Here is a 23,633-nt window from a genome sequence, read left to right on the forward strand (position 1 = left end):
ACCGCTATTGCTGAGTGTTGATGGTCTGGGGGATCTTGAGCCCCGTAGGGTAGCTATAAAGGGCTGAGGCATTGAGCACAAGATACCCCGCCTCTGACAGTTTCTCAGCGCGGGCTAATACCAGCCTTGACTGGGCTTCACCTAACGGTTGACCTTTATCGTCCATAAAGTTGATGACTGCAACATAGTCATAGGGCGAGGCTGGTGGGAATAACCGCCCAAAAAGGGCGGCTCCGATGAAACCAAAAAGCAGCGCAATTGCAGCGGTTTTAATCATGCGGCTAACCCCCGCTCAACCAGAATTTCGTTGATAGCCTCTTCGGTATTGATCCCCCGGGACTTTCTGTCTTTGATCGCGGCAACGTCTTTCGGGTCAGTCGAATAGAGAAGTAAGCTGAATGGGTCAACCACAAGTCTGCAAATACCCTGGCCCGCTTTAGAAATGACAAAGATTTCTGAGTAGACACCTTTCGTGGAACGAACGGTTTTAAGGAACCGGTAACCAGCCTCGTCCAGCGCCAGACGTTTATTTGCTTCAGCTTCGTTCACTGCGGATTCACTTTGCCCCAGCAAGAGCATAAAGGCTGAGTTATCTGCGATCGATTTCCCGATACTATCTTTGTAAATATCGTTGATAGACTGGGTGATGGTAATTGCAGCTCCGTTATATTTACGGAACCGGCGATAACCTTTCTCGATGAACGCCCCGATATTTCCTGATAACAATGCCCAGGCCTCATCGATAATGACCAGCTTCATCTGGCTACGGTCGCCCATGAACATGTCCTGCTGGATTTGATAAATCAGCTGAAGGAGGACAACCTGTTTAAGGTGTTCTGAACTTTCCAGTCGGGAAAGTTCAAGTACAGTGAACGGATTTTTGAAGTCGATATTGTTCTTACCAACAAAGTACTTCCCGTACTGGCCCGCACTCGTGAACGGATAGAGCTGATGGCCAATACGTTTAATGTCTTTATCTTCATCTTTCAGCAGTGAATCAGCAACCATATCAACGGTGGTCAGCTTCTTGTGTACACGGACAAGATCAGCTACATGTTGTTTAAGTCGAGACTCTTCGAATGAATTCAGACCTTCTTTAGGAGCTGCCATCACCGATAACAATCCGATGATCAGATCTTCTTCACCGCCACTGGAGTCATCATCTTCAGACTCACCGAAATAGTCTTCGATCAGTTCGAAGAAGTTAAGACATGGCCTGGTTTTGGGATTGAAGTCGAGATAATCGCCCTGGTAGGTCTCACAGATATTTTTGTACGAGTCACCTACATCAATACACCAGACTTTAGCCCCGAGGCTTCTGTAGGCGGTGATAATGTAGTTTGTCAGGAATGACTTACCCGACCCCGACTCAGCTGCGATACAGGCGTTATAGTTAGTATCAGAATCAAACAAGTCCAGTGATTGGATCTGGCCAGAGCGCGATGTCAGCATTAAGGCGGGTTTGTCTGTACCTTGCCAATCTGCATAGAGAGGTGAAAGTACCATCGCTTCACTGAGTGCCATTGTTCGATATCGGCCAATGGACTTTTCTGCTGATGCTTCGTTAAACATTGGCAGAGCTGACAGGAAAATTGGCGCAACATAGTAGGTATCTGGGATCATCTTAAACTGATAGGTGTTCAGATAACTTGCAGCTTCCTGAGCAGCGCGTAACACGCCATCTTTTGAGTTAGAGAAGATTGATACCGTAAATTTGGCTTTGCAAATTGGGTCGTTGTTATCAACTTTTTCGCTAAGAAGATCGAAGCCCTCACGCAAGTTTATGAGTGATGGAACCCACTTAATTAATGGGCCACTGGTTTGCTGAACAACCCAGTTACGTTTCGAGGTGAATTTAGTTTTTTCACTTTGCTGATCAAAGAAAATCAGGCTCATTGAGATGATGCAGGATGATTTAATTCCAGTAACACCACTCATCATATCGCCGAGAAAGTATTGCGCTTGCCCGGGAAAGAATCTTTTCGGGAATTTTCGCGCACTCAATGTTTTCACAAACGTTGTCGGTGTAGGTGCTTCTCCACGAAGCTCGGAATCTGTCGGATCACCAAAACCGCAATAGTCTTTCTTAATGAAAAACATGCGATCGTGGTCGACTAACTGTTCTGAAATGTACTTGTCTTCTTGTGGCTGTACCGGCGTCCGGTCTCTCCAGGAGGCGCTTTCACCCTGGTTGCAAATGGAGCTCAGAACATCGATGTAACTTTCACGCGTCAATGCACCGGGACACAAACCAGTGATGCTCAGCGTCGTTTCGAACACATTCCGCAGCTCGTTAACGTGATTGAATTCTTCTTCACGCATTTCATAGTTATATTTGATCGGAATTTTTACTGTAATGAGAAGCACACAATTTCGGACGCGAGTCCCGGTTCGCTTCATCGGCGTTTCGGTGCTTTTCAAAAGGAATTTAGAGCGGTTATAAATTGCGTTACGCAGGATTGCGTCCCGGCAATCCATACGCAATACGTCCATCCGGTTAATTTTCTGTACGATGTTTGGGCTTGCAACCAGGTCAAACTGAACGATAGTTTTGGCGGGGAAGTTGGAAGACAGCAACGTTTGAAGGTTAGTCATCTCCTTGCCGGTTGTCCCGCTTAAGGGACGACAAACAAATCCGAAACCAACATATTTGTTGTCGCACATAAACAAATGATTGGATTCGTCATATGCACGTACAGGACACAAGTCAGAAAAACGCTTCAGGTTTTTGAGTCGCTGAAAAATTAAAGATTCACTCATAATGCCTCCAGGATTCCCAAGAAAGTGTTACTTGTTCTCGATAAAGTTTTTGAGGCCTTGTTTTGGTGAGCCGAGTACGTAGGAGCCGTCATCACGCACAATGAAAGGGATCATGCTGACACCTAGTATCTGAGCCGTAACTTCACGTCGAGCCAGAGCCTGCATATCGCAGTTCTTTACCTGGTCGAATTTCTGAGTGGAATTTCCGCTGATAATTGCGCGGTCTGCGCGGTAGCGGTCGGATGCACAATACAATTCAATATTTCGCTGCTGGCTTGCCGGGCCCAGAGCTCCGAGCGACAGAACGCTAACGGTGAATTCTTTCGGGTCGAGGTCAGCAAGTGCTGAAAGTGGGGCTGCACAGGCTTCACAACCAGGTGCGGTAAATATCATGACCTTTTTAGGCCCATCGCCCCATACGGCTGGGCGCAAGTCCGCGATATTTAGGTTCAGCTCTTTCATCGGAATGATGCTGGCGTTCTTGGTTATTTCGCTCATGGTGGTCAGAGGCTTTTTAGCCCATGTGTCATAGAGCGTTCCCTGTATAACGAAGCGGCCATTAGAAGACAGCAAATTAACTTTCCCATCAATCTCTAGTGCGATGATGCCGTTAGTAGGGACGACAAAACGTTTTACTTCCTGCGAATTCTGAGGAATGTTCTTGAACGCTTTTTCATTGAAAATCGTATCGATATTCCCGGTGTTTGTTTTTACTGTATCGGCGAATACAGAAGCTGATGCAGAAAGTGCCACCAAAAGTGCCGCAGTCGCGACATGTTTGATAAAGTTCATAGTAACCGCTCCAAATGAGAGAGGTTTCATTTTCACATATTGATTTATTTTGCCGCAGGGAAAAGGGCTGCAAACTGTCCCCAAAAAAAGGAAGTGATGAAATGTTAATATCGGTTTTAATTACTCAATTAGTCCAAATAAAAAGCCACAAAAAAGTGGCTTTTTATTTATGCTTTATTATTACTGGAAGCCAACCGCAAATCCTGCACCAGCTCCAACACCACCGGCTGTATCAGCCGACATGCTAAAGCGGACGTTTACTTTTTCATTGATAGCGTAATTCGCTCCTCCCGAAATTGCCCCCTGGTCTCGGTACGCGCCCATCGCCATGCCAAAACCCGACACGTTATTGAGGAAGGGAATTGAAGCGATAGCAATTGCGCTTGCTGAGCCTGCTTTTGCTCTTTTATCATTACGGTCAACCGTCTTTTTAAGGTCAGAGAACTTCTGGTTTGTGTAGCTATTAGCTGAAGCCAAGGTCTGTCGGTCACCATCAATCCGTGACTGGCGCTCAGTATCGACAAGGAAATCAGTCCTTGAGTTGATGACAGATTCACGGGCATCCGTATGACTGTTTGCACTTACAAGAGTTTGAGCATCGCCAGCAACTCGGGATGCGCTTTCAGTTGCAATTAGACTGTCGGTACGAGCGTTGATCGACACTTCACGCTCGTCGGTATAAGTATTAGTATCCGTGGCAGTCTGGCTATTGTCGTTACTGCTACCAGACCCTGTACCACTTCCTGTCCCGCTGCCGTCCGTACCGTTATTGTTATTTCCGCCTGTAGTAGGTGGCGTTGTGTTAGAGCCAGAGCCAATGGATGAAAGGTACGAACTGATGGCACTATCAGTGTACGCCTGAAGTGAACTAACGGAATTCATGAGCTGACCATAGTTCACCGCATCATACCGGCTGGAACCATCAGCAACATTAGTCAGTGTTCTTTGTACCGTAGCTGAACCAAACGATACGGTATCAGCACTATTGGAGAATGAACCGTTCCCAATGGAAATACCTCCATTTGAAGCAGAAGCATAATTACCAATAACAATTGCGTTATCATCGGATACAGTATTGTAGTTGCCAAGCACGATCGATTCGTCGGAATCAATGGTATTAATTGTGCCGATTGTGATGTTGCCAAATTTAAAAACAGCAGAGGGGTCATTAATCGGTGCAGCTGTAATATTGTTTAAGGAACCGATAGTCAAAGCGTAGGAACCACCACTCACCGTATTGAATGTACCCATTATAGAACCAGCGTAATTAGTAGCAGTGTTTCTGGAACCAAGAATTGCTCCCATACCTACCATATCCAGTTCGTTATAAGAGCCTATTACTTGCAATGCACTTCCTGAAACGTTATTGCTATAACCCATAACGGCAAGGTTTTGTCCTAGAACTTTATTGTCACTCCCAACCAGATTCAAATCAAAAAGACCAGTGCCAGTATTATTATTCCCGTAAACATTGAAACTATTGGCGTAGTCATTCCAGAATTGGCTTGGGTCGTAACTAAATGATAAGTCATTATTGCTTCCGGTAATAATATAGTTTGTTAACGAAGTAATTGTGTTGTTATTCCCTGAAACACTTGAGTTGCCGAGTGGTGATTTACAGTTTGATGGGGTTGCACAGGGTGTTAGCCCTGAAATGTTATTGCCATCACCATTTACAGTAACTTCGTCAATTTGGGTGCTATCGATTGAGTTATCTGCCACGGCTACAGCACAATGAAGTGCCAGAACAATAGCAATATATAATGACTTTTGTTTCATGTGCTTACCTTTTCAGTGATGGGTATTAAAAAGACGACCAAGGAATACAGCACATGAAAAAAGTAGTACCGGTATACCGGTACTACTGGACAATTATTTAATGTAACTCCCTTTCTGAGGAGGTTGTGATGTCTCACCCTGGGATTGTGCTGGAGCAGCGGCAACCGGTGCAGACATTGGTCTGATAACAGCAGTTGATGTGGCACTATTTCTTGCACCGACTTCCCAACGACGCGGCTCAATCTCGGTATAGACGTAGCCAGGGACGTTAAGGTCTCCATCTGCGGTCTCATAGGGGTCAACCAGCACCCGCATGACGATAGATTGCGTTCGGATGGGTTGAGGATCAGCAGCAGTAGCAGGCACAGGGACGTATCGACCACCATCGGCAGTATTCCGTCCACCGTTCCCGGCTGTAGTGCGCAGCCGCTTAACCTCCACAGGCTTTCCCGAAAGTTGGTTTTCAGATGCGGTGTCAATCTGCTCCTGGTAATCATCTCCATCGGTCAGGGCATACACATCTCGGACATTCATACATGTGACCGAATTGGGCATTCCCTTGCATCCATATTCATCGTTCTGGCCCAGTAGTGAGCAACCCGACATCGCAAAACCGGCACTAACTAAAAACAATGCCGATACAATTTTCTTCGTCATCATTTCTTGCCCCCAACGGTTTGAGTTTTTGAAGTAACACGTGTGAATTTCAGCATGACCCCTTTTTGCACAATAAAATCAACACTACGGCCTGGATCAATTTCAATTACAGGGAAAAGGTCACCGGCCATTTGCATATAGAAATCGGCAAGACGATTCAATGCGCCACCTACGCCAGAAACTGCTGCGCCCTGGAGTGCGTCAGAGCTCATAACCTGCTGGTAAGGAGTAGCGTCACTACTATCTCCATCGCGTTTAATACTGATTGTCGGAATACTCTGTACGTTAAAGAGCTGAGATGCAGCCTGTAGGAAGCCAGCGGTCAGGGCTCGTGCCAGGTATTGCCCTTGTTTGGTAACCAGTCGACCACGAACACCTGATTTACCATCTTCACCAACAGCGTAGGCTACGAGTGGGGCTTCAAAAACTGCACCGTCATCCCGAATGCACGTTATGACTTCCGATCTGAAATAAGCTCTTTCGGAGGACAAATCACCGAACCCAGCTGCAAGCATTCCGCATTCACGTATATCTGCACGGAAACGGTTTGGGAGAATTGCATCCTTTTTCACCCTGGCCAGCGCCGGATAAGGGTCTTTTCGTGCATCACGAGATGTTGGTGCATCCATCCCCGCAATCAAAACAGTACTTATGATCGACGTTGCAGGAAGGTAGGTCTGGTTCTCGGGGTTATCATCTTCGTCAGCAACGGGTGCGGCTTCAATATCTTCCTGTACAGTGATGATTTCAGGAGTTGCCTGGCTTGGTACTGCTTTGCCATCCTTCCCTTTCTGCTGACGCTGGTTTGCTGCGGGTTCCGGTACGACAGGGGGGGCCGCATCTTCGTATACGCGCTGTAATGTTTTCCCGTTATTGAAACTTCCTGAGTTTCTTGGCGCAACTGAAGGGGCAGATATCTCTTCAGGTTTATACAGAGTAGGGACGTTACGTTGGCCGTTTCCAGCCAGTGGTGTCGCTCCGCGAGACTGTTGTGAGTAAGGCACAGGGTTAGAGACGGTATCAACGCGTTTCTTAATAGCTGCAACCTCAGCGCCTGATTTTTTCTGGTTGTTCTCCAGATTGCTAAGACGCTGAGCTGTCTGATCAGCACCATATTTCTCGGTTAACGTTTTAATCAGTTGACCTTGCTCTTTAATGGTCTTGTCGAGTGCGCGAATTCGCGCCGCAATAGCATTCTGGCTAACTCCATTGGTATCACCATCGGTAAGGACGCTGGCAATCACTTTTTCTTGTGGCGCTCGATTTCGGGGGCCAGCTGAGTCGGGTATAACCAAGAGCAAAAAAAGAACGGCGAAAGTAAATACGCCAGCCCATAAAACCCATTTTTTATGCTTTGCTGAAATTGAGGCCCATTTCTCTTTTAAGGGGATAAGCATGATTTTACTCCGCGAGTTTAGGGCGCATGGAATCGTTAGCTTGTTCGTTTGGCTGGATGTTGCGGATAACGAAGTAAGCTTCAGTTCGCTGGCCAGGCTGGAGAGTGTTGCGACTCCATAGTGCTCTTGCTGCAAGCTGAGGATGGGTGCAGAGTGATTCATCAACCATTACTGTTGATGAACCAGTGTTTTGTGCAACGCCGATGATGACACTGAATTGACTACCCTGAAGATACTGGCCATTTGCAAAGGAGTAGCGAATCTGATCCTGGTCAGTACCCGTGCGGAAATTACAGTTCGGGATACCAACTCCTGAAGAGAGATTTCCCAGAGAGTATCCGGGTGGAATGTCCCCAAGCGCGATGGTTCGCATTATGTTGCGAATCGTCTCGATGTAATTATCTTTCTGTTCCCATCGCCTGGCTTTGACTTCGCTTCCACCATAGTTGTTATATGCCGCAGGCATAACACCAGAAGTACTCGTGTTGTTCAGCTTTCGTGAAAGCATGAGAGTGGCTTGCACCGGTGCAATTTTCTGAGGTACTAACGACACGGAGATCGCTACACTTTCGTCACCTTTCTCACTGATATAGAGACTTGCCGGGTTACTGTCTGAGGTGGAAACGTAGAGAGCGTTATCTTTTACATTTACAGTTACACCCTCCTGTTTAACTTTCTGCACTACAGGGTGTTCAAACGGTGTAACAAGCCGGTTGATCTGGTTAATCGAAATCGGTACGAGGGTGTTCACGCCAGGCGCAACGATATATTCCAGCCGAGAAGGAATGACTTCTTTTGTGAGTGGAACGGGACTGGCAATTGCAGCAGGTACTGGTTGAATATTACGGCCATCAATAGCTGGTTCACTCCCGCCATTGATAGAGTTACTTGCTGGTGGTGTATAGTTGTCAGGATATGGGCGTGTTTCTGTGCTGAGCATTGCCTGAGTTGAGGATGCTGGTCGAGAGGCGAGTTTTGCAGTGACTTTGGGTTGCGACTGCGCATCAGGCTGCTCAAATACCATGCCTTGATCAACAGACATTTCGCCCGCCGTTACGCTATGGGTCGCTAATGTGGACGACGCGGTAAGCAACAGGATAATTATGCGTTTACTATTCAACATTTAGCCCCCCGATAAGTGGCAACACTACGTTCATTTTTAAATTGGCTATTACCAATCAGAAAATTCATTTCGGCACATCCGTTTTGTTTACTGATTGCTGATTTATTAATCTCTCGCTTAAAGATTTATATCTCGGTTAAATCAACTAACGAAATTCTGTCAGGAAGTTCGAGCTGCCGAAGATTTCTGCCTTTGACCTTTGTGTTTATCTTCTTCACTTGGCAGCAACGGTTTGCCACTCTTTATCTCAATGAACGTAATAATGGGCCGGTAGCCTTTTACGTTAACAGTAATCTCGTAATAGACTGGCGTGGTCGATGGTTTGCCGGTGATACCTTCGAGAGTTTGGTTACCGGTGACATAAAAAGTACCAACTGCTAACGGGTCGGTGATAACCCCGACCGGATTAAAAGAAAGCGAGATTCGGTCGCGCTTAATTTGGTCAATCTGGTCGTCTATTGCTTTCATAACTTTTGTGTAAATTGAAGCGTCAAGAAACGGGCCGATAGAATTCTTGAGTAGATCTAAAGTGGCTGGGTTAGCATTTCCAAAACTGTCGGCTATATATAACGCCCATGCCTTCATATAAGAGCTGCTGGCGGCTTTTTCATCCAGCCAGGCTGTTTCTGTAAGGTTTGGCGGAATAATAGTGATGGGTTGTGTTTTGGCTAACAGAGCATAACCAAGTACAAGGTTTGCCAGAATCATTGAGGCAGAGATTAACTTGAAACTTTTGTTTTCTAACTGAAGTCCAACTAACCCTTTTTTGAAATTATGGATATTCATACAATAAACTCCCGGTCGAAGGATTCAGGTACAAAAGTGCCACCACCGAATGTGACTCCGAATTTCCAGTAACAGAGGTGCATAAAATATTTCTCAGAAGCTCGCGCCAGAAAACCGCCATAAACACGTGAAACTACAACACCCAGAATTATCATCGGTAATAATCGTCCAGTGATAATCCCAACCGCGAGAGCAACGAAAAATGGCATGGCTTCATCAATCGACCAAAAAAATAACTTTGGTGGTTCGTCAATCGAGTGAGAAATATAAACAGGTTCCATGATGACCTCTCATATGAATTTTTTCAGATTTATTGACGACAAAATGCGCCTATTTCTGACCAGAGCCTGCAAGCTGAGCCATCATTTGCATAAGGCCTGCTCCATCTACTGCGCCCTGAACAATGGCTGACTTATCACCGTAGACAACAATGTTTGTAGGGGTCTTTTGGATACCAAGCTGACCTGCTTCACGAACGTCGTCGGCTATCTTGCTGGACGGCCTGGCCGCATTGATACATTCAAGTAAGCGGTTCGGGTCTAAACCAGTTTCGCGGGCGATTTGGTCTAGCGGTGCGCTAAGACCGTGCCCGTCAGATTGGCTGTAGCGGAATAACGCTTTAGATAACTGGAAGAAAGATGGATTTCCTCCCTGCTCAACAGCACACTCCGCTGCTAAAGCTTCAGTACGGGAAGCCTGCCCGTGAACAGGAACATGTTTGAAAACCATCGCAATATTCCCTTGTGATGAATCCACGAGATCCATAACGATTGGGAAATGTTGTTTGCAGTACTGACATTCAAAATCGGAATACTCAATGATATAGAACTGAGCATCCGGGTTCCCATAAATACGTTCGTTGTCCGTAGAAGGCGCATAGGCGGTATCGGGTTTGTTTCCAGTCCGGTAACCGACATTGGATTGTTTCTGCGATTCAGGTTTTAGGCCCGCTGCATTAATGTATTTTGCAAATGCGTCCAGTAGTTCGCTTTTGTTGTTTACTACGGGCTTGTGAGTCTCAGCAACGATCGCTAGGTCATTAAGAAGTTGGGACTGTCTATCGATTTGGTAAGTAAAAAATGCAGCCGTGCTTACCATAACCATGAGCGGAATTCCAAATATAAGAGAGTTCAAAATGTTCTTTTTCATTTGTAGCCTCTTGATTGCTGCAATTGTTCCGGCGTATAGATTTCGTTTGGCTTTTGGACTTTGACCTGAGACGCCTCAGCAGCTTTTTGCTTTTTAAGATAGGGCAGTATGATTTCAGCCATGTCTTTGTTCAGGACATCCCGTGACTGAGGGTAAGTTGATGCCGTGATCTTCTGATTGAGGATACGGATTTTTTCTGGGACATCAGAAATTAGCAAATAGCTAATCATCCCTACGGTAAACGTCAGGCAGAGCAGGGCAGAAAGAATAAATGGTTTCGAATTAGTCATGCATCACCTCGCACAGCTAATTTAACAAACATGAAATATTGAGGAAAAAGAAAAGCACCGCAAATTGAGGTGCTTTTCTTAAGGTTAAATACGTTTTGGTAGGTTTGAAATAAGTAGAGATGAACCAATAGGAATCATTACTATCATTATGAGTGCCCCGATCATTGGAGGCACAGGTAACGGTATAAAAAGCGACAGGAGAACGCTATATACACCCCAGCCAATCAATACCATGCTACGACGGTTAAGAAACGGACTGGCATATCCAAAGTTATATCTTTTTGCCATCCACCGCATTACCCCTGCAAACAGAGACGGGATGATGACCACGGCCATGTACGGTAACCAATACATATCAAGTGTTAAACGATACATAATCATGTAGAGCCAATAATTCAGGTTCTCGGCAATGTTCTGGAAAAGCCCAACAAAGTATTTCAGTGGCCCGCCGTGGTTGGCCATGTCGCTGGGAGGAAGCTGGTAAAAATCCTTTAACGCCTTATCAATCCCCGTATTTACAAATGCTTCAGTATAATTGTCGCGAGCCTTTTGCAATACCATGACGAAATCTTTTTCGCCTATCATTTTATGACCCCATGCGATTTCTTTCAGAGCATTAGACTTAAAATACTCAACCGGAAAGAAGACAGAGATAAAAAGGAGAATCGTCGAACTCCAGATGATCAGTGTCTTTATCGTCTTAGGCCACTTTTCCTCATTCAACTTATCAGACATTCGATATCCCCAATCTTCGCCTTCCTCCCAGCCTGGATAATCAGTTCGTTGGTTAGCTTTCTCGGGAGATTTATCCGTGAAGTAATTTCACAGAAATTCAACGTGTGTTGAAGTTCCCGGCAAACGAACAAGCCAAGCTCAATGATATAGATCGCAAGCCGCTCCCAGTCATTCAGCTCCTGCTCGTTGTCCTGATGATAAGCTTTGATAGCGGAGCTCACTGCTGCACCAACGCGTTCATCAGGAGTAAGGGTTTTCAGTAGAGCTAACATTTGCCCAGTGATGCCATCAACACATGGCCAGATCATGGTCAAACCGTCATATGAGGCTTGATCATCTTTACGCTTTAATAGAGTTTTGGTTTTAATCATATTTACCCCTCGGCGCTGATACGTGATTTTTCACCACGAACCTTTTGTTGACGTTCGTAGATTGAAAGGTACTTTTTAGCGATAGTTCGGACATCGCTTAACTCGGACTCATTCCTCGGCATTAATATGACGGGGACTTTACCTTTTACTATTTTATTAGCCTGATTTATGGCCATGCATTCGAGGTTGGGTAACCAACCTAGCAGTTGAGATTGAAATAACTCGCCTTCTTCCTCCATCAATCGTTCCCCGACACTGCCGGTGATTTGTTCAGGATCTGCACCTGCGCTGGAGCCATGACCACGCATAATATATTTGAACTTTGTCGGTGGTACTCGTTTCATGACTGCTTCCTGGGCATCAGGATCTGGTGTGCGTAGCGCCGTAAAGTGGTTCGTATTGGTTATAACCTGCTTCATTTTGGCTTCTGAACCGAGACGGGCTTCGAAGTCGGAAGTCGATTGCGACGAAATAAATAAGCGGAACCCAGCACCACGGGTTTTATTCAACATTTTAATAACTTGGTCATTAATAACTTCAGCTGCTTCATCGATTAACACCATTACAGAAGCCAAGTCCTGACCACCAGGTTTTAAAAAATTGTACACAGTCGAGCTAACAGATGTTATATCAGACAGGAAAATAGAACCGACCGCAGATCCAGTCTCAGCATCTGCAAGGGAATTTAACCCCAAATACAACATTCCCCCGGTAGTGATGATATCCTGAATATTCGAAATTGGACGAGTATCATTCAGTTCATCTTCATCAGCACTGTCAGGGGATAACAACTCTGACATAAACCCTTGAGTTAGTTGACTAAGAATTGGCATCACGTTCAGAATCATTTTCTGGAAGTGTTCGCGCTGATGACCGAACATATCAATACCGGCTTCAATTGAAGTATCGCCTTTCCCTTTATTACCTTTAATGTCATTTCGGTAAATGTCTGCACATATTTCTGCTATTTCTTTTGGGCCTTTAATTTTAGACGAGTAACGGTCAATTTTCGCCTGTAAAATAATGTCGAAATCGGACTCTCCTAAAGTCTTGTGGCCGAATTTAGTGATGGCCATAATCAATAGAGATGCTAATGAAGAGATGTCAGCACTCAGTTGTGATTTAATATTGCGTAAAGTCGGTTTGATTTCACAGATTTTCATCAGCTCAACAACCGTAGTTAATGACATAATACCAAATGAAACAAACGGATCGCTCGTACTATCAGCACGTTGAATAACCGATGTAATTCTGTTAGCTACCTCGCCAGCCTGAGTGTAGTTAGTAATTGGAGATATTCGAGCTGATTTTTCAGGATGCGCCAATGAAACGTAATTATATTTCGTTGAGCGATCCACCAATTCCAGACAGAACTTCATCCATTCAGCCAGTTCTTCATCATTTTTGGGGTCAATGAGGATTAGTGGTTGTTTTTTTAGTGCGGCTTGAAGAATAAGTAGTTTAAAATATGTTGTTTTGCCTGAGCCGGTTGTGCCAGTTATAAGCGTATGCAACGATAAAAGTTCTTCAGAAATTCCGATCCATTCGTTTTTTTTACCTAGCGCATGAATCCAGCCGAGGCCCATAAAATTTTTGGATGGTTTGGCTACAAATTTCTTTATGTCACGCTTTATCAACTCAGATGCCAGTTGACCCTCATTCTGGCCCCACTCAAAGCCTCTGCAAATAAGATAGCTGTCAGGCTCACGAATCATCTGTTCGATAAATGATTTCATGTCCATTACGAGTGGTTTTGGTTTTCGCTTCAGGCGGCGTTTGTGCGTATAAATATCCCATGCTGCCGGGAGACTACGAATACCATAAGCAGCCTGGACTGCAACTGAGAGGTAACAGGGTAGAGATGGCATGTTAAACAGTGTATTAACCCCGATAGTTGCGGCTATACCTGCTGTCCAACCAAGAGTCTCAAGGCCTTCAAAATTTGTGCGCCAACGTAAGTTATATTTCCACTCACTCATCTTTATCCACCATTTGATTATGCATTCGTTCACTATTAGGAAGAATGTAGTCAACACCGGTCTTTGAATAGAAATCAAAGTGCATCAGCATAATCTTCTGCAATTGAGTAATATCAATGCCGAGTTCATCCGCAATACGTCGCTTTAAGGCAACGCTTACGGCAATGACAGGCTCTCCAGAATAGGTTCGCTTCAGCATACCTTTTGAAATCATTTCATTGCATAAATCTGTAATGTTGTAATCTTTATCAGAAACATCAGTTAAAGCAGAGTAAAGCAGATCGTTAAACTTCCCATCCATCAGCAAGTCGATATCATTATTAAGTTCTTTTCTGAGATATAAGCACTTCTGAGTACGATGGAAATAATACTGGGCTGGGGCTTCCATAAACCTTTGCCATAACCAGTTGGAGTCCTGAAGCAGAGCATAATTACGCTCATCAAAATCTTTATCAATAGCAATGATTAAGTGGCCTGATTCAATGAAAAGATCGTCTGAGTGGTCGGTAACATATTTAACGAGAAATTCTTTGGCCGCTTCAAGACCAGATACGTATAGCTGACTAAATTTATCGTAAAATTTTACGTTAGCCGGTATGTTGGCCGAAGTATCCGCATGAGCCGAGTAACCAAAATCGTTATCAGCTTTCACGTCATCCTGCCACATGGAATCATAATCTTCGTAAATTGAATAATCATCAATTACCTCACCAGACTGAATGCCGGTATCGACAGCATCCTGGTGCAGCTGAATTTCCTTTAATGCCTGACGGGTAGGTGAGGGCTGGGTCTGATCCAATGCATCGCTTGAAGTTGGTTCGTTGCTATTATACGAGTTGATGATTGAATGAAACTCAAGGGTTTCGTTCAGAGTTTTATGGTTTGGTTCTTTTATAAGTGAACTGGGTACAGAGAACTCAATCTCTGTTTGTGCCGATGCCAGGGTTTCTTTGAGGGAAAGACGGCGCTTGGGTTCATTATTCTCCGACACTGGCTTTGGTTGATTATCTTTGAGCCCTTTTGATTCCCCGCTGCCCGCCAGCTCAGTTGTTGGTGAATTAGTGTCATCCAGACAATCTTTTTGATTTTTGGTACTGGTATTTCTTTCCTTTACACGATTGTAGTCCTCATCAGAAAGCAGATTGAGCTTATGCAGCAGTTCGTGGGCGTTTTCCGGCGTAACCTGTCGGTTTCCAAAAATACTCTCCAGTGGAGATTCCTGTTCATCAGCAATGATTGTTCCGCCCTGTAAAACTGAGCGGTCGACCTCATTCGGTATTCCGGTTGACGGAACCGGCTTCTGACCAATGTAGGGTTCGCTTTCGACGAGTTTTGGCTGGTTTGGCCTCCCGGTCAGGTATTCCACCCATTTACCTTCAATACGGATGCGGCTGCTGCATGGTAGAGGGTCAACAGTATCGACAAATAGTACTTCTGGAGATATCAGAAGGATGCAGCTCAACGCAACTTTAGGGTCTTTGCTTTCTCTTGAACTTTTATCATTCAAGATATGAGGGGCAATACGCCAGTATGCAGTGTCATCGTCCTGGTGAACGTTTGGTCGACAGAGATGATAACTTAGCATCAGGTCAGCCAGACTATTCTGGGTTTGTGGAATAACAGCGCCGGAGTTCCTAACGGTCTCAATAATATCCTTGACCGCAACACCCCAGACGATGAATACGCCATAGGTAGTCACCCATACAGGGCTTCCTGGCTTGTTGGGAATCCAATCTCCTTTTTTCAATCTATGGCGCATGGCATCAACTACACGCTGAACCGCAGGTACACCTGACTGGCTTGCACGAATCGCATCACCGGCGTACTGCCGCATATCATAGTTAACGGATGCTGAGTCGGCGGCCTTAATGGTAGTGAGGATCTTGTTTTTGACGTCCTGACCACTGATTTTTTCTGCATTGAGCTGCGCACTGGCATTCAGTGCCCGGGTCAATTCATTGAAAATATCATTCCCGCCGTTAAGAAGGTAAACATGCATTTCTTTTGGCATGATCATCAACAACATATTGCTCGTGCTGGAGGTATGCTGGCGGTGACGGCCTGGTTTCCATACAAGATAGTATCTTTTTACATTGTTCTCTTTTGCCCAGACATGGATTGGTTCATGGCCTGGAGGCCAGTGAATTTTCCCGTCTTCGTTCCATACTTCAAAATCGGTAAATGGTTTCCCGAGGTCATGAAGTAGCCCACCAGCTGCGACTGCAAGTCGCCATGCTAATGCACGATTTGATTTATGTACGGGAACCGCCATTGAATCAAACTCGATGTTTTTAGAACGCCGGATACACTGGAAACACACTTCCAATGAATGACGCAACAATCCGGTTGCAGCACGGTGATGATGGTTTTCGGATGCCGGGAAGAGGTGAACAAAGTTAGCGAAATTTATCAGCATAGGAAGAATAAGCTGATTAAACTCAGAGTCCCTAATATCCAGTTCTCGTTTAATCGCCATCACAAGTGGTTTCTGGTAATGACGTAATACGTACTCACCCGGTACTTGAGCCGGGAATCCGATTTCGCTTGCCGGATAGCGCATATTATCTCGTGATGAAATGAGTTTCCCGATTTCTTCATCTACTGACATATCGATTTCGTCACCGAATAGATCAGTGGTAGCCTTTTTGTTATCAGGCAAAAAAGTATTCAGAATATTTTTAATGTGTCTCAGCATTAAAAGATTTCTCCGGTTAAGTACCTTGTAAGTTAACCGATTGAGAAAAAAATCGTGCTGGAAAATGACGACGTTTTGTCTTCATAAAACATAACGTCAAGGGTGAGAAATTAAGATAATGACGTTGCTATCCAATTGGAGACTAAGCAATGAAATTGGCGAATAAAATTGTTTTGCCCCTGCTGGTGGTTATTACCGGCGTAATCACCAGCGGTTGCAGTGGGACAGGTAAGCCACAACGTACTTACCTCGACGAAACGCGCAATCTCCCCGCCAGGGCCGAGTACCCCTACCAGTATCAGTACTCCGAATCCTGGCGTGGTACAGAACGCGGTGGCGCGGCTATACGTTACCCTGGGTATGAGCATACGCTCGTGAGTCCGTATGCCATCAATGATCCATCCGGGAAGCGATATGTGGCACATGACAATTACACCCAGGTCTTGCTCACTTCAGTGGCAAACACAAAGTATGCCAATGGGCCGCGTGGCACGTTCACACAGACCCCAGCATTTTGCGGGGAAAATACCTTTCTCCTTCCTAATAACACACAGAACGCCAGTAGGGCTGAATACCTCCGTATCAAAGATAAATACTGCTCAACACCTGGCTATCGGTTAAGTGCCCACGAATTAAATGTGCTTTCCAGTGGTGAACCGGAAGAGCTGCGGAAATATCGAATTCAGATGCAGATCGATAACCAACAACCTAAGTCCTAATCCATCAAAATGCGAGGGTACAATGGATAAGCAAAGAAATGAAAAGTGCAGTTCTGGAAATAAAACAATTTTTGCCTGGGCCGGGGGAATCGTTGTTGTAATCGGAATGGTTTGGTTGATGGTAATTAGTTTTATCTCGTACAAAACCCAGGTGATGACCAATCAACTGCTGGATAAAATTAGTACATCGCTGGCCAAGAACCCCGCAGTTCAACAGGGAGTGAACGGAAATATTCAGGACGAAGTAAAGGGTGCTCTTAAGTCTATCGCCGACCAAAAGCTCGCGGAAGAACGAAAGGCACTCTATAAAGGCTGGGACAAAGCAAATAAAAATACTGATGGCCGTTATATCTATGGCGAGCCTGGCGCTCGGTTTTCGTTGATCAACTATGAAGATCTGGAGTGTCCATTCTGCAAACGCTTCAAAGAAACGCCGAAGTATATCGTTGATACCGCGACAGCCGGGGCTGTTAACTGGGAATGGCGTCATTACCCTATGTCATTCCATGAGCCGGTCGCATCGAAGGGCGCAGCTGTTGCTGAGTGTATTGCGGAGCAGAAAGGGCCGAGTGCTTTCTGGGCCGTTACTGATTATTGGTTTAACCATACTGAAACAAACGGTAAAGGTTTTAAGGATGCGGACAGCATCCCAGCACTGTTTGAGGTAGACCAGGCGAAATTTGATACCTGTATGGGCAGTACTGAAGTGATTAAGCGCATTAAGCAGGATATGGAGGCCGGTTCAGCTGCCGGTGTTGATGGTACACCAACCACGATTGTGCGTGATAATGTCACCGGTAAAGAAGTCTCTGTTGTAGGCGCACAGCCCTTCTCAAAATTCGTTGAAGTGATCCAGTCTATGGTTGTCGATTCTCAGAGAGACACATCAGGCGAAGCCTCACCAGCTCAACAAGATAAATAGAAATAAAAAAGAGCCCTGAATTAACCAGGGCTTTTTTTGTCAGATTATCACTACTGAAACATTTCGCTCAATACGACTTCGGTATTCTTCTAATAGCTCCATTAACGAAGTATTGATGTTTACAGATTTCTTGGTTCTGGTAATAGTTACGTACAGCAGATTAAGTTCGTCAATAATTACTTCCCGTGGCTTCTTCATCACAACGGCTTCTATAATGGATGGGAAGTCGTCATTGATGATGACATGGTCAAATTCCTTTCCCTTCGAGGTATGGGCTGTGGTAACAATTAAATCAGCTTCCTTTTCTGTTCTGGCTTCATTCATCCTCATGGTCTCAACCATCCCGGGGATATCAGCATAGACTTCCATTAACTTAATCGCCCGCACCATGTCCACGTCCTTGGTGGTTTCTGCGATCTCTAAAAAATTTGCCCAGTTCCCGTATTCCGTAGTGATACGGTTATTTTTAATAGCAGCAATGTTACCTGTTTTTAGCGCATGTAAATCAAGGAGCTCGTCGAGACGGTATTTTGAAATACCTCCATTCCACATCACCCGTTTGCCCCACATAATCGACTCGTAGGCAGATTGTATGACTCCCATGTAGGTGCGGCTGATGATGGCGTAAAAGTTTTGATCCTGTATCGCCGATGGCTCAACGATAGCATCAAGACTACCCAGGCCTACCAAGGGGAACGTTTCACCCTTCATTGACAGCACAACGTTGGCCAGTGCTGCAACAAGAGGCCCAAACCGGAATGACTTAGTCAGGCGCATAACCTGAGCCCCGTGGTCTTCAACAATCTCAAGGGCGTTTTCCGCACCGCGCCAGCGGTTTATCACTTGGTGCTGGTCGCCGACAAAAACTTTGCAGCAGTTGTTTCTAAGAACGATATCGATCGTTACCGGATTTGCGTCCTGCGATTCGTCGAAGAGAATGACATTGTAGAACTGGTCTAGGGCTGGGTTCGATAACTGGAACAACTTGAGGATGGTATTCGGTGAGCAATAGGCATCGTTGAGTGGGTCAGATTGCATTTGCCATGTACGTTTTGCTGCACGTAGCGCTTGATCCAACCTGCTTTGAGATATTTTATCGGTTTTACTTAAGTCTTTAAGTACGTGTTCAGTAGTAATTTCGTGTTCATCTGAATTCATGAAATGGGTAAGCCCATTTATTGCAAGCTTAACCACTCTCCAGTCATCTTCACCCATCATTGCGCGGTATTCGCTCACGGATATAAACTGTCTGTATTTATGAGCAAAGTGTTTGTACCGGGTCACGGCCAAACCATGAGATGTTTTACACTCGACGTTTTTTGGGAATTTCTTTTTTGCATCATCTTTAATAGCTTTATTAAAAACGATATAGAGAATTTTGAGTGAGGGGTTTGCATCCGCGAATTCTTTTAGTGTAAAGGTCTTACCAGACCCCGCGTATGCCTGTACTGAAACAATACTGCCAGGTGTAGGTTTGAAACCTATGATCACGTTCTGTTCATCAGTTACCGGCATCAGAATTACCTTTATGTTAGATATCGTTTCATAGTACCTTTTGACACGGCGCGAATGATTTAAAAATGGGGGCAAATTGTACCCATTTTTAAGAATACAAATTTATCTGTTCATGAGTAATACAATAAGATAGTACCATCAAACTATTACTGCGGCCCTCAACAGGAGGTAATCTATGTTTTATTTATCGTCCTTTGTCTGGATGTCAATCTGGAGTCTGATTTCGATTTACATCTATTACAAAGATAAAAAGGCCGCGACTGCTGGCGAGTACCGTGTGGATGAACTGACGCTGGATGCGCTCATTGTGCTGGGCGGGTGGCCAGGTTGTTTCATTGCTCAACGAATGTTTAAACACAAAACACGCAGTGCTTACCAACGTCGGTTCCGGGTTATCGTTGCGGTCTGGATAGTTCTTTACATCGGATTATGGAATTTTCTATGGGCGGGAAATAAAATATGAAGATGTAAAAAAACCGGCCAGAGCCGGTTTTTTTTACATCCATGATGGTTACATGAATGCCGGTAAAGTGGTTTGCACTGCGTGGGATGCGGCCATCATGCCATTGATAATGTCCGGTGAGTAGTACAGGGAGATCGCACCACCAACAGCAACCGCCAGTGACATCAGACTCTGACGTACAACAGCAGCTGCGAGACCAACCAGAACGATAAGACCGATCAGCACCTTACCCAGAGAACCCTGCATGTAATCAGAGATTTTGAGCCATACATCGTCAAAACCTGCCTGGGTTGAACCAGAAGCGTGAGCGGTAACAATGGCAAGAATCAGAATGCCGGTGATCACCAGCGGGGTTTTAAACTTCTCAAATTTGATAGCGTTCATTTAAACATCCTTAATAACGAGTTTTAATAATTTCGATCTTTGGATGTTCTCCAGCTATTTAACGAGTTTGAGCCGGGAACTTTATTAATATAAAATTTGTTTTGTTTGATTTCATTGTTAAAGCAGGGCGTTATACAATAGCAATGTGTGATATAAGGTGACATTTATCCGTGTCTATTAACATATATGAAAATCTGGATGAAAACTTCTTTTTGAGTATGAAAGCCAACTTTACTAGTGTCACATTTAAACGAGGTGGATATGTTGAAATCAGAGGTGTTGGTCAGTACGTTGACATCGTTGGGATTATTATTTTTTTCTACTTTTGCACAGGCTGATAATCCAACAGAAGTAATGCTACCGGCTGGTGGCGTTAGAGTCGTTGTCGGATTTTCACCTGAAGGGTCTGCACAGAAAGCAATACTGGATCTGATCAATTCAGCTCAGCAGGAAATCCGTATGGCGGCATACTCTTTTACGTCACCCGTAATTGCGAAAGCATTAATTAATGCTCACCGAAGGGGAGTAGATGTCAGGATCGTAGTTGACAAAGGGCAAAATAATAACCGATATGCAGTCTCGACTATGAATACAGTAGTTAACGCGGGCATTCCGTTACGGACGAATGATCAATTTCTTCTGCACCATGATAAGTATTTGTGTGTTGATAGGATATCTGTTGAAACCGGTAGTTATAATTACTCAAGTTCGGCTTTCAATAAAAATAGTGAAAATAGCCTTGTACTTTATAACGCACCAGATGTTACAGCGCTGTATCTGGCCCACTGGGAATCTCGTTGGACTGGTGGTGTGGATTACATACCTAATTATTGAATTTTAATCAGGGTTCGGGATGAACCCTGATTTTATCATTTAAGAAACGCTTCAAGTTCGTCCATATCCAGGTCGTTATAAAATGAACGCCAACCTTTACGGGCTAAATTCGGATGCAGCATTTTGATGTTGCTTAATGGCATAATGCTGCTTAGTCCCATTTTAATAAAGTATTCATATACCAGGCGGCTGTACCGGTCAAAATCGGTAAGCGGTCTCGACAGAAGGTATGCTGCCTCTGACATAGTCAATCCCTGTATATGCAACCTGTAACCCAGCAGACGGCTGCATGTATCGCGCATAACACCGCGTGTTAGCGGGAATAACTCATCACTTACAAGATGTTCAGGTAAGTGAGTTCTCGGGCACTGAACAGGATTTATACCCCTGATATAGCACTCATCATTCTCAAGGATACAAAACTGGGGTTCCGGGCCGGAAAAAGAGTTACCAAGAAAGCCGCAGGGATCGATCACGCCACCACCCTTAAGTGCTATCCATCCGTACTGAGTTTCAGTGACTTGGTATAACCCACGATCTCCTGGATTGATGCGTTCTTTGACCTTTTTTCGACGTGTTCCTATAGTAGCAGTTCCGGCAATTACGCCCTGATCTACCAGTGCTCGGCATACGATGTAGGATCTCGCCTCTGACCATTCAATCCAGGGTAAACCAATGTGGTAACTGGTCGAAACCAGCCTTAAGCCGTCGATGCATGAATCTGTCATGTAACTTCTCCCGAAAAAAAAGCGCACCAAAGATGCGCTCGTATTTTCAATTCAACAGTCAGGCTTTGGATTTTTTGGCCAACTTGTCCGTTTGCTTAGAAAGTTCCTTTTTTGTGAATTTGAGGGAATCGGTTCGTTTATCAGGATCGCCAACAGCCTGAAGAATCAACGAGTAGGAGTTTTCGCCATTGAGTACAAAGAGGTCGGTTGCCTGCGACCATGCCCCCTTGTTTTCAGAACGCTGTACCCGCAGGATATTTCCTGGGAGGAGTGAGACTGACCAACCTTTTTCATCAGAAAGGTATACGTTGACCTTACCTTTCGATGGTAACAAGAATACTTTTGATGAAAAGGTTGAATAAACGAATACCGTATTTTGTCCCTGCGAATTGTATTCAACAGTTTTAAAGTGCCCACTATAGTCCAGGTCAGCGCCAGTAAGCGCATTCTTCTCCTGAACAACAAACTGTTGGGCTGTATAGCCTTCTGATGCTGCTTTATAGTCTGACGTAGCAGTAGTTTTAGTGGGTTCCGTATAACCGAACTCAGCTGGGTCAATTTGATGGCCAGAGGTATCTTTAGTGATGTTTTCAACACCTGCAATATCACGTGTGGTAGGTGATGGCGGTGTTTGAACCGGGTTGGTCTGCGCCGCAGCGTGTTGATTTGGTTCTGCTGTAACTGGAGCTGAAGCCGGGGCTTCACTAGTGGCCCCAGATAGTGCTTTTTTAGCGATTTCCTGTGCAGGAGTTATCTCAACCGTTCCAGGTTGCTCTGCGTTTTGTGAAACCTCGCTACCGTCAGTAAACCCAGGTTCAGCCTTAATTGAGTCAACCAATGACTGCGTAGCAGGATCTGACTTAGATACAACTGGTGAATTTGCATCCGGGTTAGCTGGTGGCGTGGTTGTGGCCATTTTTAGCATCTGATCGCCAAGATTATCAGACGATGCAGGGGAAACACCGGCGCTATCTTGCTTTGTGACAGTAGGTTCACTTTTATCATCATCAGGGGGCGCTGATGCGGGTTCCTGTTCATTATTTGTGATAGGAAGTGTCAGTGTTGGCTGAGGCCCAGCCTCATCGGTATCAAGGTCATCGTCATCCACATCGATACCATGTTGTTTTGCAATATCCGGGTTAACGCTGATCCCACTCTTTGCAACTTCGACGATAGATAGGTTCGGTTCTTTGTCTGGTTTACCATTCATTAAAATAAATGCGCCTAATGTGCTTACCGCAAAGATACCGGCAACCAGGATACTCAAGGTTTTTTTAGAAAATCGCGCCTTAACACTGGGGGTTTCATCTCCAGCATTCTGCGCTGCGCGTTCGCGTAATTTCTCCTGGCCGTATTCAGCACTTGTGCCACGTTTTTCACTCGTCATTGAAAACCTCGTTGATCACTATTCGTTCTGGCCGAAGCCCCAACTCACGGTGTATATGAAAGTGAGCATGATATGGAAAGCCCCATAATCGCGTGAGATGGTTGCCCCGGAATTGATTAGGAAAATATGCTCTCGCGATAATAAACGGATTATATCTTGAGGGAGGTA

The 23,633-nt window shown here is 45.0% G+C and carries 23 protein-coding genes; 4 read left to right on the forward strand and 19 right to left on the reverse strand.

The features are described from left to right. Positions 1 to 4: 4 nt before the first annotated feature. From HII27_RS19770 to mobH, 15 genes are all read right to left on the reverse strand, one after another. Positions 5 to 277, reverse strand: coding sequence for a hypothetical protein (locus HII27_RS19770; protein WP_007372231.1), 273 nt, complete (start codon positions 275 to 277; stop codon positions 5 to 7). Then, positions 274 to 2,760: a type IV secretion system protein TraC gene (traC, locus tag HII27_RS19775; RefSeq protein ID WP_007372230.1), complete on the reverse strand. Its 2,487-nt coding sequence runs from the start codon at positions 2,758 to 2,760 to the stop codon at positions 274 to 276. Before traC ends, HII27_RS19770 begins: the two co-directional genes overlap by 4 nt. 27 nt (positions 2,761 to 2,787) lie before the next feature. Beyond that, the gene (locus HII27_RS19780; RefSeq protein ID WP_007372229.1) at positions 2,788 to 3,552 is read right to left on the reverse strand and encodes a DsbC family protein; all 765 of its coding nucleotides are present in this window, start codon (positions 3,550 to 3,552) and stop codon (positions 2,788 to 2,790) included. Positions 3,553 to 3,732: 180 nt separating this feature from the next. Then, positions 3,733 to 5,331, reverse strand: coding sequence for a YadA-like family protein (locus HII27_RS19785; RefSeq protein WP_007372228.1), 1,599 nt, complete (start codon positions 5,329 to 5,331; stop codon positions 3,733 to 3,735). 93 nt (positions 5,332 to 5,424) lie between these two features. After that, the gene (gene traV / locus HII27_RS19790; RefSeq protein ID WP_016241587.1) at positions 5,425 to 5,991 is read right to left on the reverse strand and encodes a type IV conjugative transfer system lipoprotein TraV; all 567 of its coding nucleotides are present in this window, start codon (positions 5,989 to 5,991) and stop codon (positions 5,425 to 5,427) included. Further along, complete coding sequence (locus tag HII27_RS19795; protein WP_007372227.1) at positions 5,988 to 7,385, reverse strand: TraB/VirB10 family protein; 1,398 nt, start codon at positions 7,383 to 7,385, stop codon at positions 5,988 to 5,990. The genes traV and HII27_RS19795 overlap by 4 nt, the downstream gene beginning before the upstream one ends. A 4-nt stretch (positions 7,386 to 7,389) precedes the next feature. Continuing rightward, positions 7,390 to 8,427 carry a TraK domain-containing protein gene (locus tag HII27_RS19800; RefSeq protein ID WP_007372226.1) on the reverse strand — a complete coding sequence of 346 codons (1,038 nt, stop codon included), beginning with the start codon at positions 8,425 to 8,427 and terminating at the stop codon, positions 7,390 to 7,392. A gap of 240 nt (positions 8,428 to 8,667) precedes the next feature. Next, a complete protein-coding gene (locus tag HII27_RS19805; RefSeq protein ID WP_185669262.1) occupies positions 8,668 to 9,294 on the reverse strand; it encodes a TraE/TraK family type IV conjugative transfer system protein in 627 nt (208 codons plus the stop codon). Continuing rightward, on the reverse strand, positions 9,291 to 9,575 hold the full coding sequence (gene traL / locus HII27_RS19810; protein WP_007372224.1) for a type IV conjugative transfer system protein TraL: 285 nt from the start codon (positions 9,573 to 9,575) through the stop codon (positions 9,291 to 9,293). The genes HII27_RS19805 and traL overlap by 4 nt, the downstream gene beginning before the upstream one ends. A 49-nt stretch (positions 9,576 to 9,624) precedes the next feature. Further along, positions 9,625 to 10,443: a DsbA family protein gene (locus tag HII27_RS19815; protein ID WP_007372223.1), complete on the reverse strand. Its 819-nt coding sequence runs from the start codon at positions 10,441 to 10,443 to the stop codon at positions 9,625 to 9,627. Continuing rightward, entirely contained in the window at positions 10,440 to 10,733 is a 294-nt protein-coding gene (locus HII27_RS19820; protein WP_007372222.1) for a hypothetical protein, read from the reverse strand. Before HII27_RS19820 ends, HII27_RS19815 begins: the two co-directional genes overlap by 4 nt. 84 nt (positions 10,734 to 10,817) lie before the next feature. Then, a complete protein-coding gene (locus HII27_RS19825; protein ID WP_007372221.1) occupies positions 10,818 to 11,468 on the reverse strand; it encodes a DUF4400 domain-containing protein in 651 nt (216 codons plus the stop codon). Further along, positions 11,453 to 11,839 carry a hypothetical protein gene (locus HII27_RS19830; protein ID WP_009654243.1) on the reverse strand — a complete coding sequence of 129 codons (387 nt, stop codon included), beginning with the start codon at positions 11,837 to 11,839 and terminating at the stop codon, positions 11,453 to 11,455. Before HII27_RS19830 ends, HII27_RS19825 begins: the two co-directional genes overlap by 16 nt. Positions 11,840 to 11,841: 2 nt before the next feature. Then, positions 11,842 to 13,818 carry a conjugative transfer system coupling protein TraD gene (traD, locus tag HII27_RS19835; protein ID WP_007372220.1) on the reverse strand — a complete coding sequence of 659 codons (1,977 nt, stop codon included), beginning with the start codon at positions 13,816 to 13,818 and terminating at the stop codon, positions 11,842 to 11,844. Next, entirely contained in the window at positions 13,811 to 16,513 is a 2,703-nt protein-coding gene (gene mobH / locus HII27_RS19840; RefSeq protein WP_007372219.1) for a MobH family relaxase, read from the reverse strand. The genes traD and mobH overlap by 8 nt, the downstream gene beginning before the upstream one ends. A gap of 149 nt (positions 16,514 to 16,662) precedes the next feature. On the opposite strand from mobH, the gene HII27_RS19845 reads away from it, so the two are divergent. Continuing rightward, positions 16,663 to 17,232, forward strand: coding sequence for a hypothetical protein (locus HII27_RS19845; RefSeq protein WP_016241589.1), 570 nt, complete (start codon positions 16,663 to 16,665; stop codon positions 17,230 to 17,232). A gap of 22 nt (positions 17,233 to 17,254) precedes the next feature. Beyond that, on the forward strand, positions 17,255 to 18,154 hold the full coding sequence (locus HII27_RS19850; protein WP_016241590.1) for a DsbA family protein: 900 nt from the start codon (positions 17,255 to 17,257) through the stop codon (positions 18,152 to 18,154). A gap of 39 nt (positions 18,155 to 18,193) precedes the next feature. Here HII27_RS19850 and HII27_RS19855 read toward each other — a convergent pair whose 3' ends face one another. Then, positions 18,194 to 19,669: a UvrD-helicase domain-containing protein gene (locus HII27_RS19855; RefSeq protein ID WP_007372217.1), complete on the reverse strand. Its 1,476-nt coding sequence runs from the start codon at positions 19,667 to 19,669 to the stop codon at positions 18,194 to 18,196. Between the two features lie 175 nt (positions 19,670 to 19,844). On the opposite strand from HII27_RS19855, the gene HII27_RS19860 reads away from it, so the two are divergent. Then, entirely contained in the window at positions 19,845 to 20,132 is a 288-nt protein-coding gene (locus HII27_RS19860) for a DUF1294 domain-containing protein (RefSeq protein WP_007372216.1), read from the forward strand. Positions 20,133 to 20,180: 48 nt separating this feature from the next. Here the strand turns inward: HII27_RS19860 and traA are convergent, their stop codons facing one another. Next, positions 20,181 to 20,516 carry a TraA family conjugative transfer protein gene (traA, locus tag HII27_RS19865; protein ID WP_007372215.1) on the reverse strand — a complete coding sequence of 112 codons (336 nt, stop codon included), beginning with the start codon at positions 20,514 to 20,516 and terminating at the stop codon, positions 20,181 to 20,183. A 261-nt stretch (positions 20,517 to 20,777) separates the two neighbouring features. On the opposite strand from traA, the gene HII27_RS19870 reads away from it, so the two are divergent. Then, positions 20,778 to 21,350 (forward strand): phospholipase D family nuclease, encoded by a 573-nt coding sequence (locus HII27_RS19870; protein ID WP_016241591.1) that lies wholly within the window; start codon positions 20,778 to 20,780, stop codon positions 21,348 to 21,350. 35 nt (positions 21,351 to 21,385) lie between these two features. On the opposite strand, the gene HII27_RS27215 is transcribed toward HII27_RS19870, so the two are convergent. Both HII27_RS27215 and HII27_RS19880 read right to left on the reverse strand, forming a co-directional pair. Continuing rightward, entirely contained in the window at positions 21,386 to 22,078 is a 693-nt protein-coding gene (locus tag HII27_RS27215) for a hypothetical protein (protein ID WP_016241592.1), read from the reverse strand. Positions 22,079 to 22,136: 58 nt separating this feature from the next. Beyond that, positions 22,137 to 23,465 (reverse strand): prolipoprotein diacylglyceryl transferase, encoded by a 1,329-nt coding sequence (locus HII27_RS19880; protein WP_007372213.1) that lies wholly within the window; start codon positions 23,463 to 23,465, stop codon positions 22,137 to 22,139. Positions 23,466 to 23,633: the final 168 nt, after the last annotated feature.

Source organism: Kluyvera sichuanensis, from assembly GCF_014218705.1.
Classification (GTDB): domain Bacteria; phylum Pseudomonadota; class Gammaproteobacteria; order Enterobacterales; family Enterobacteriaceae; genus Kluyvera; species Kluyvera sichuanensis.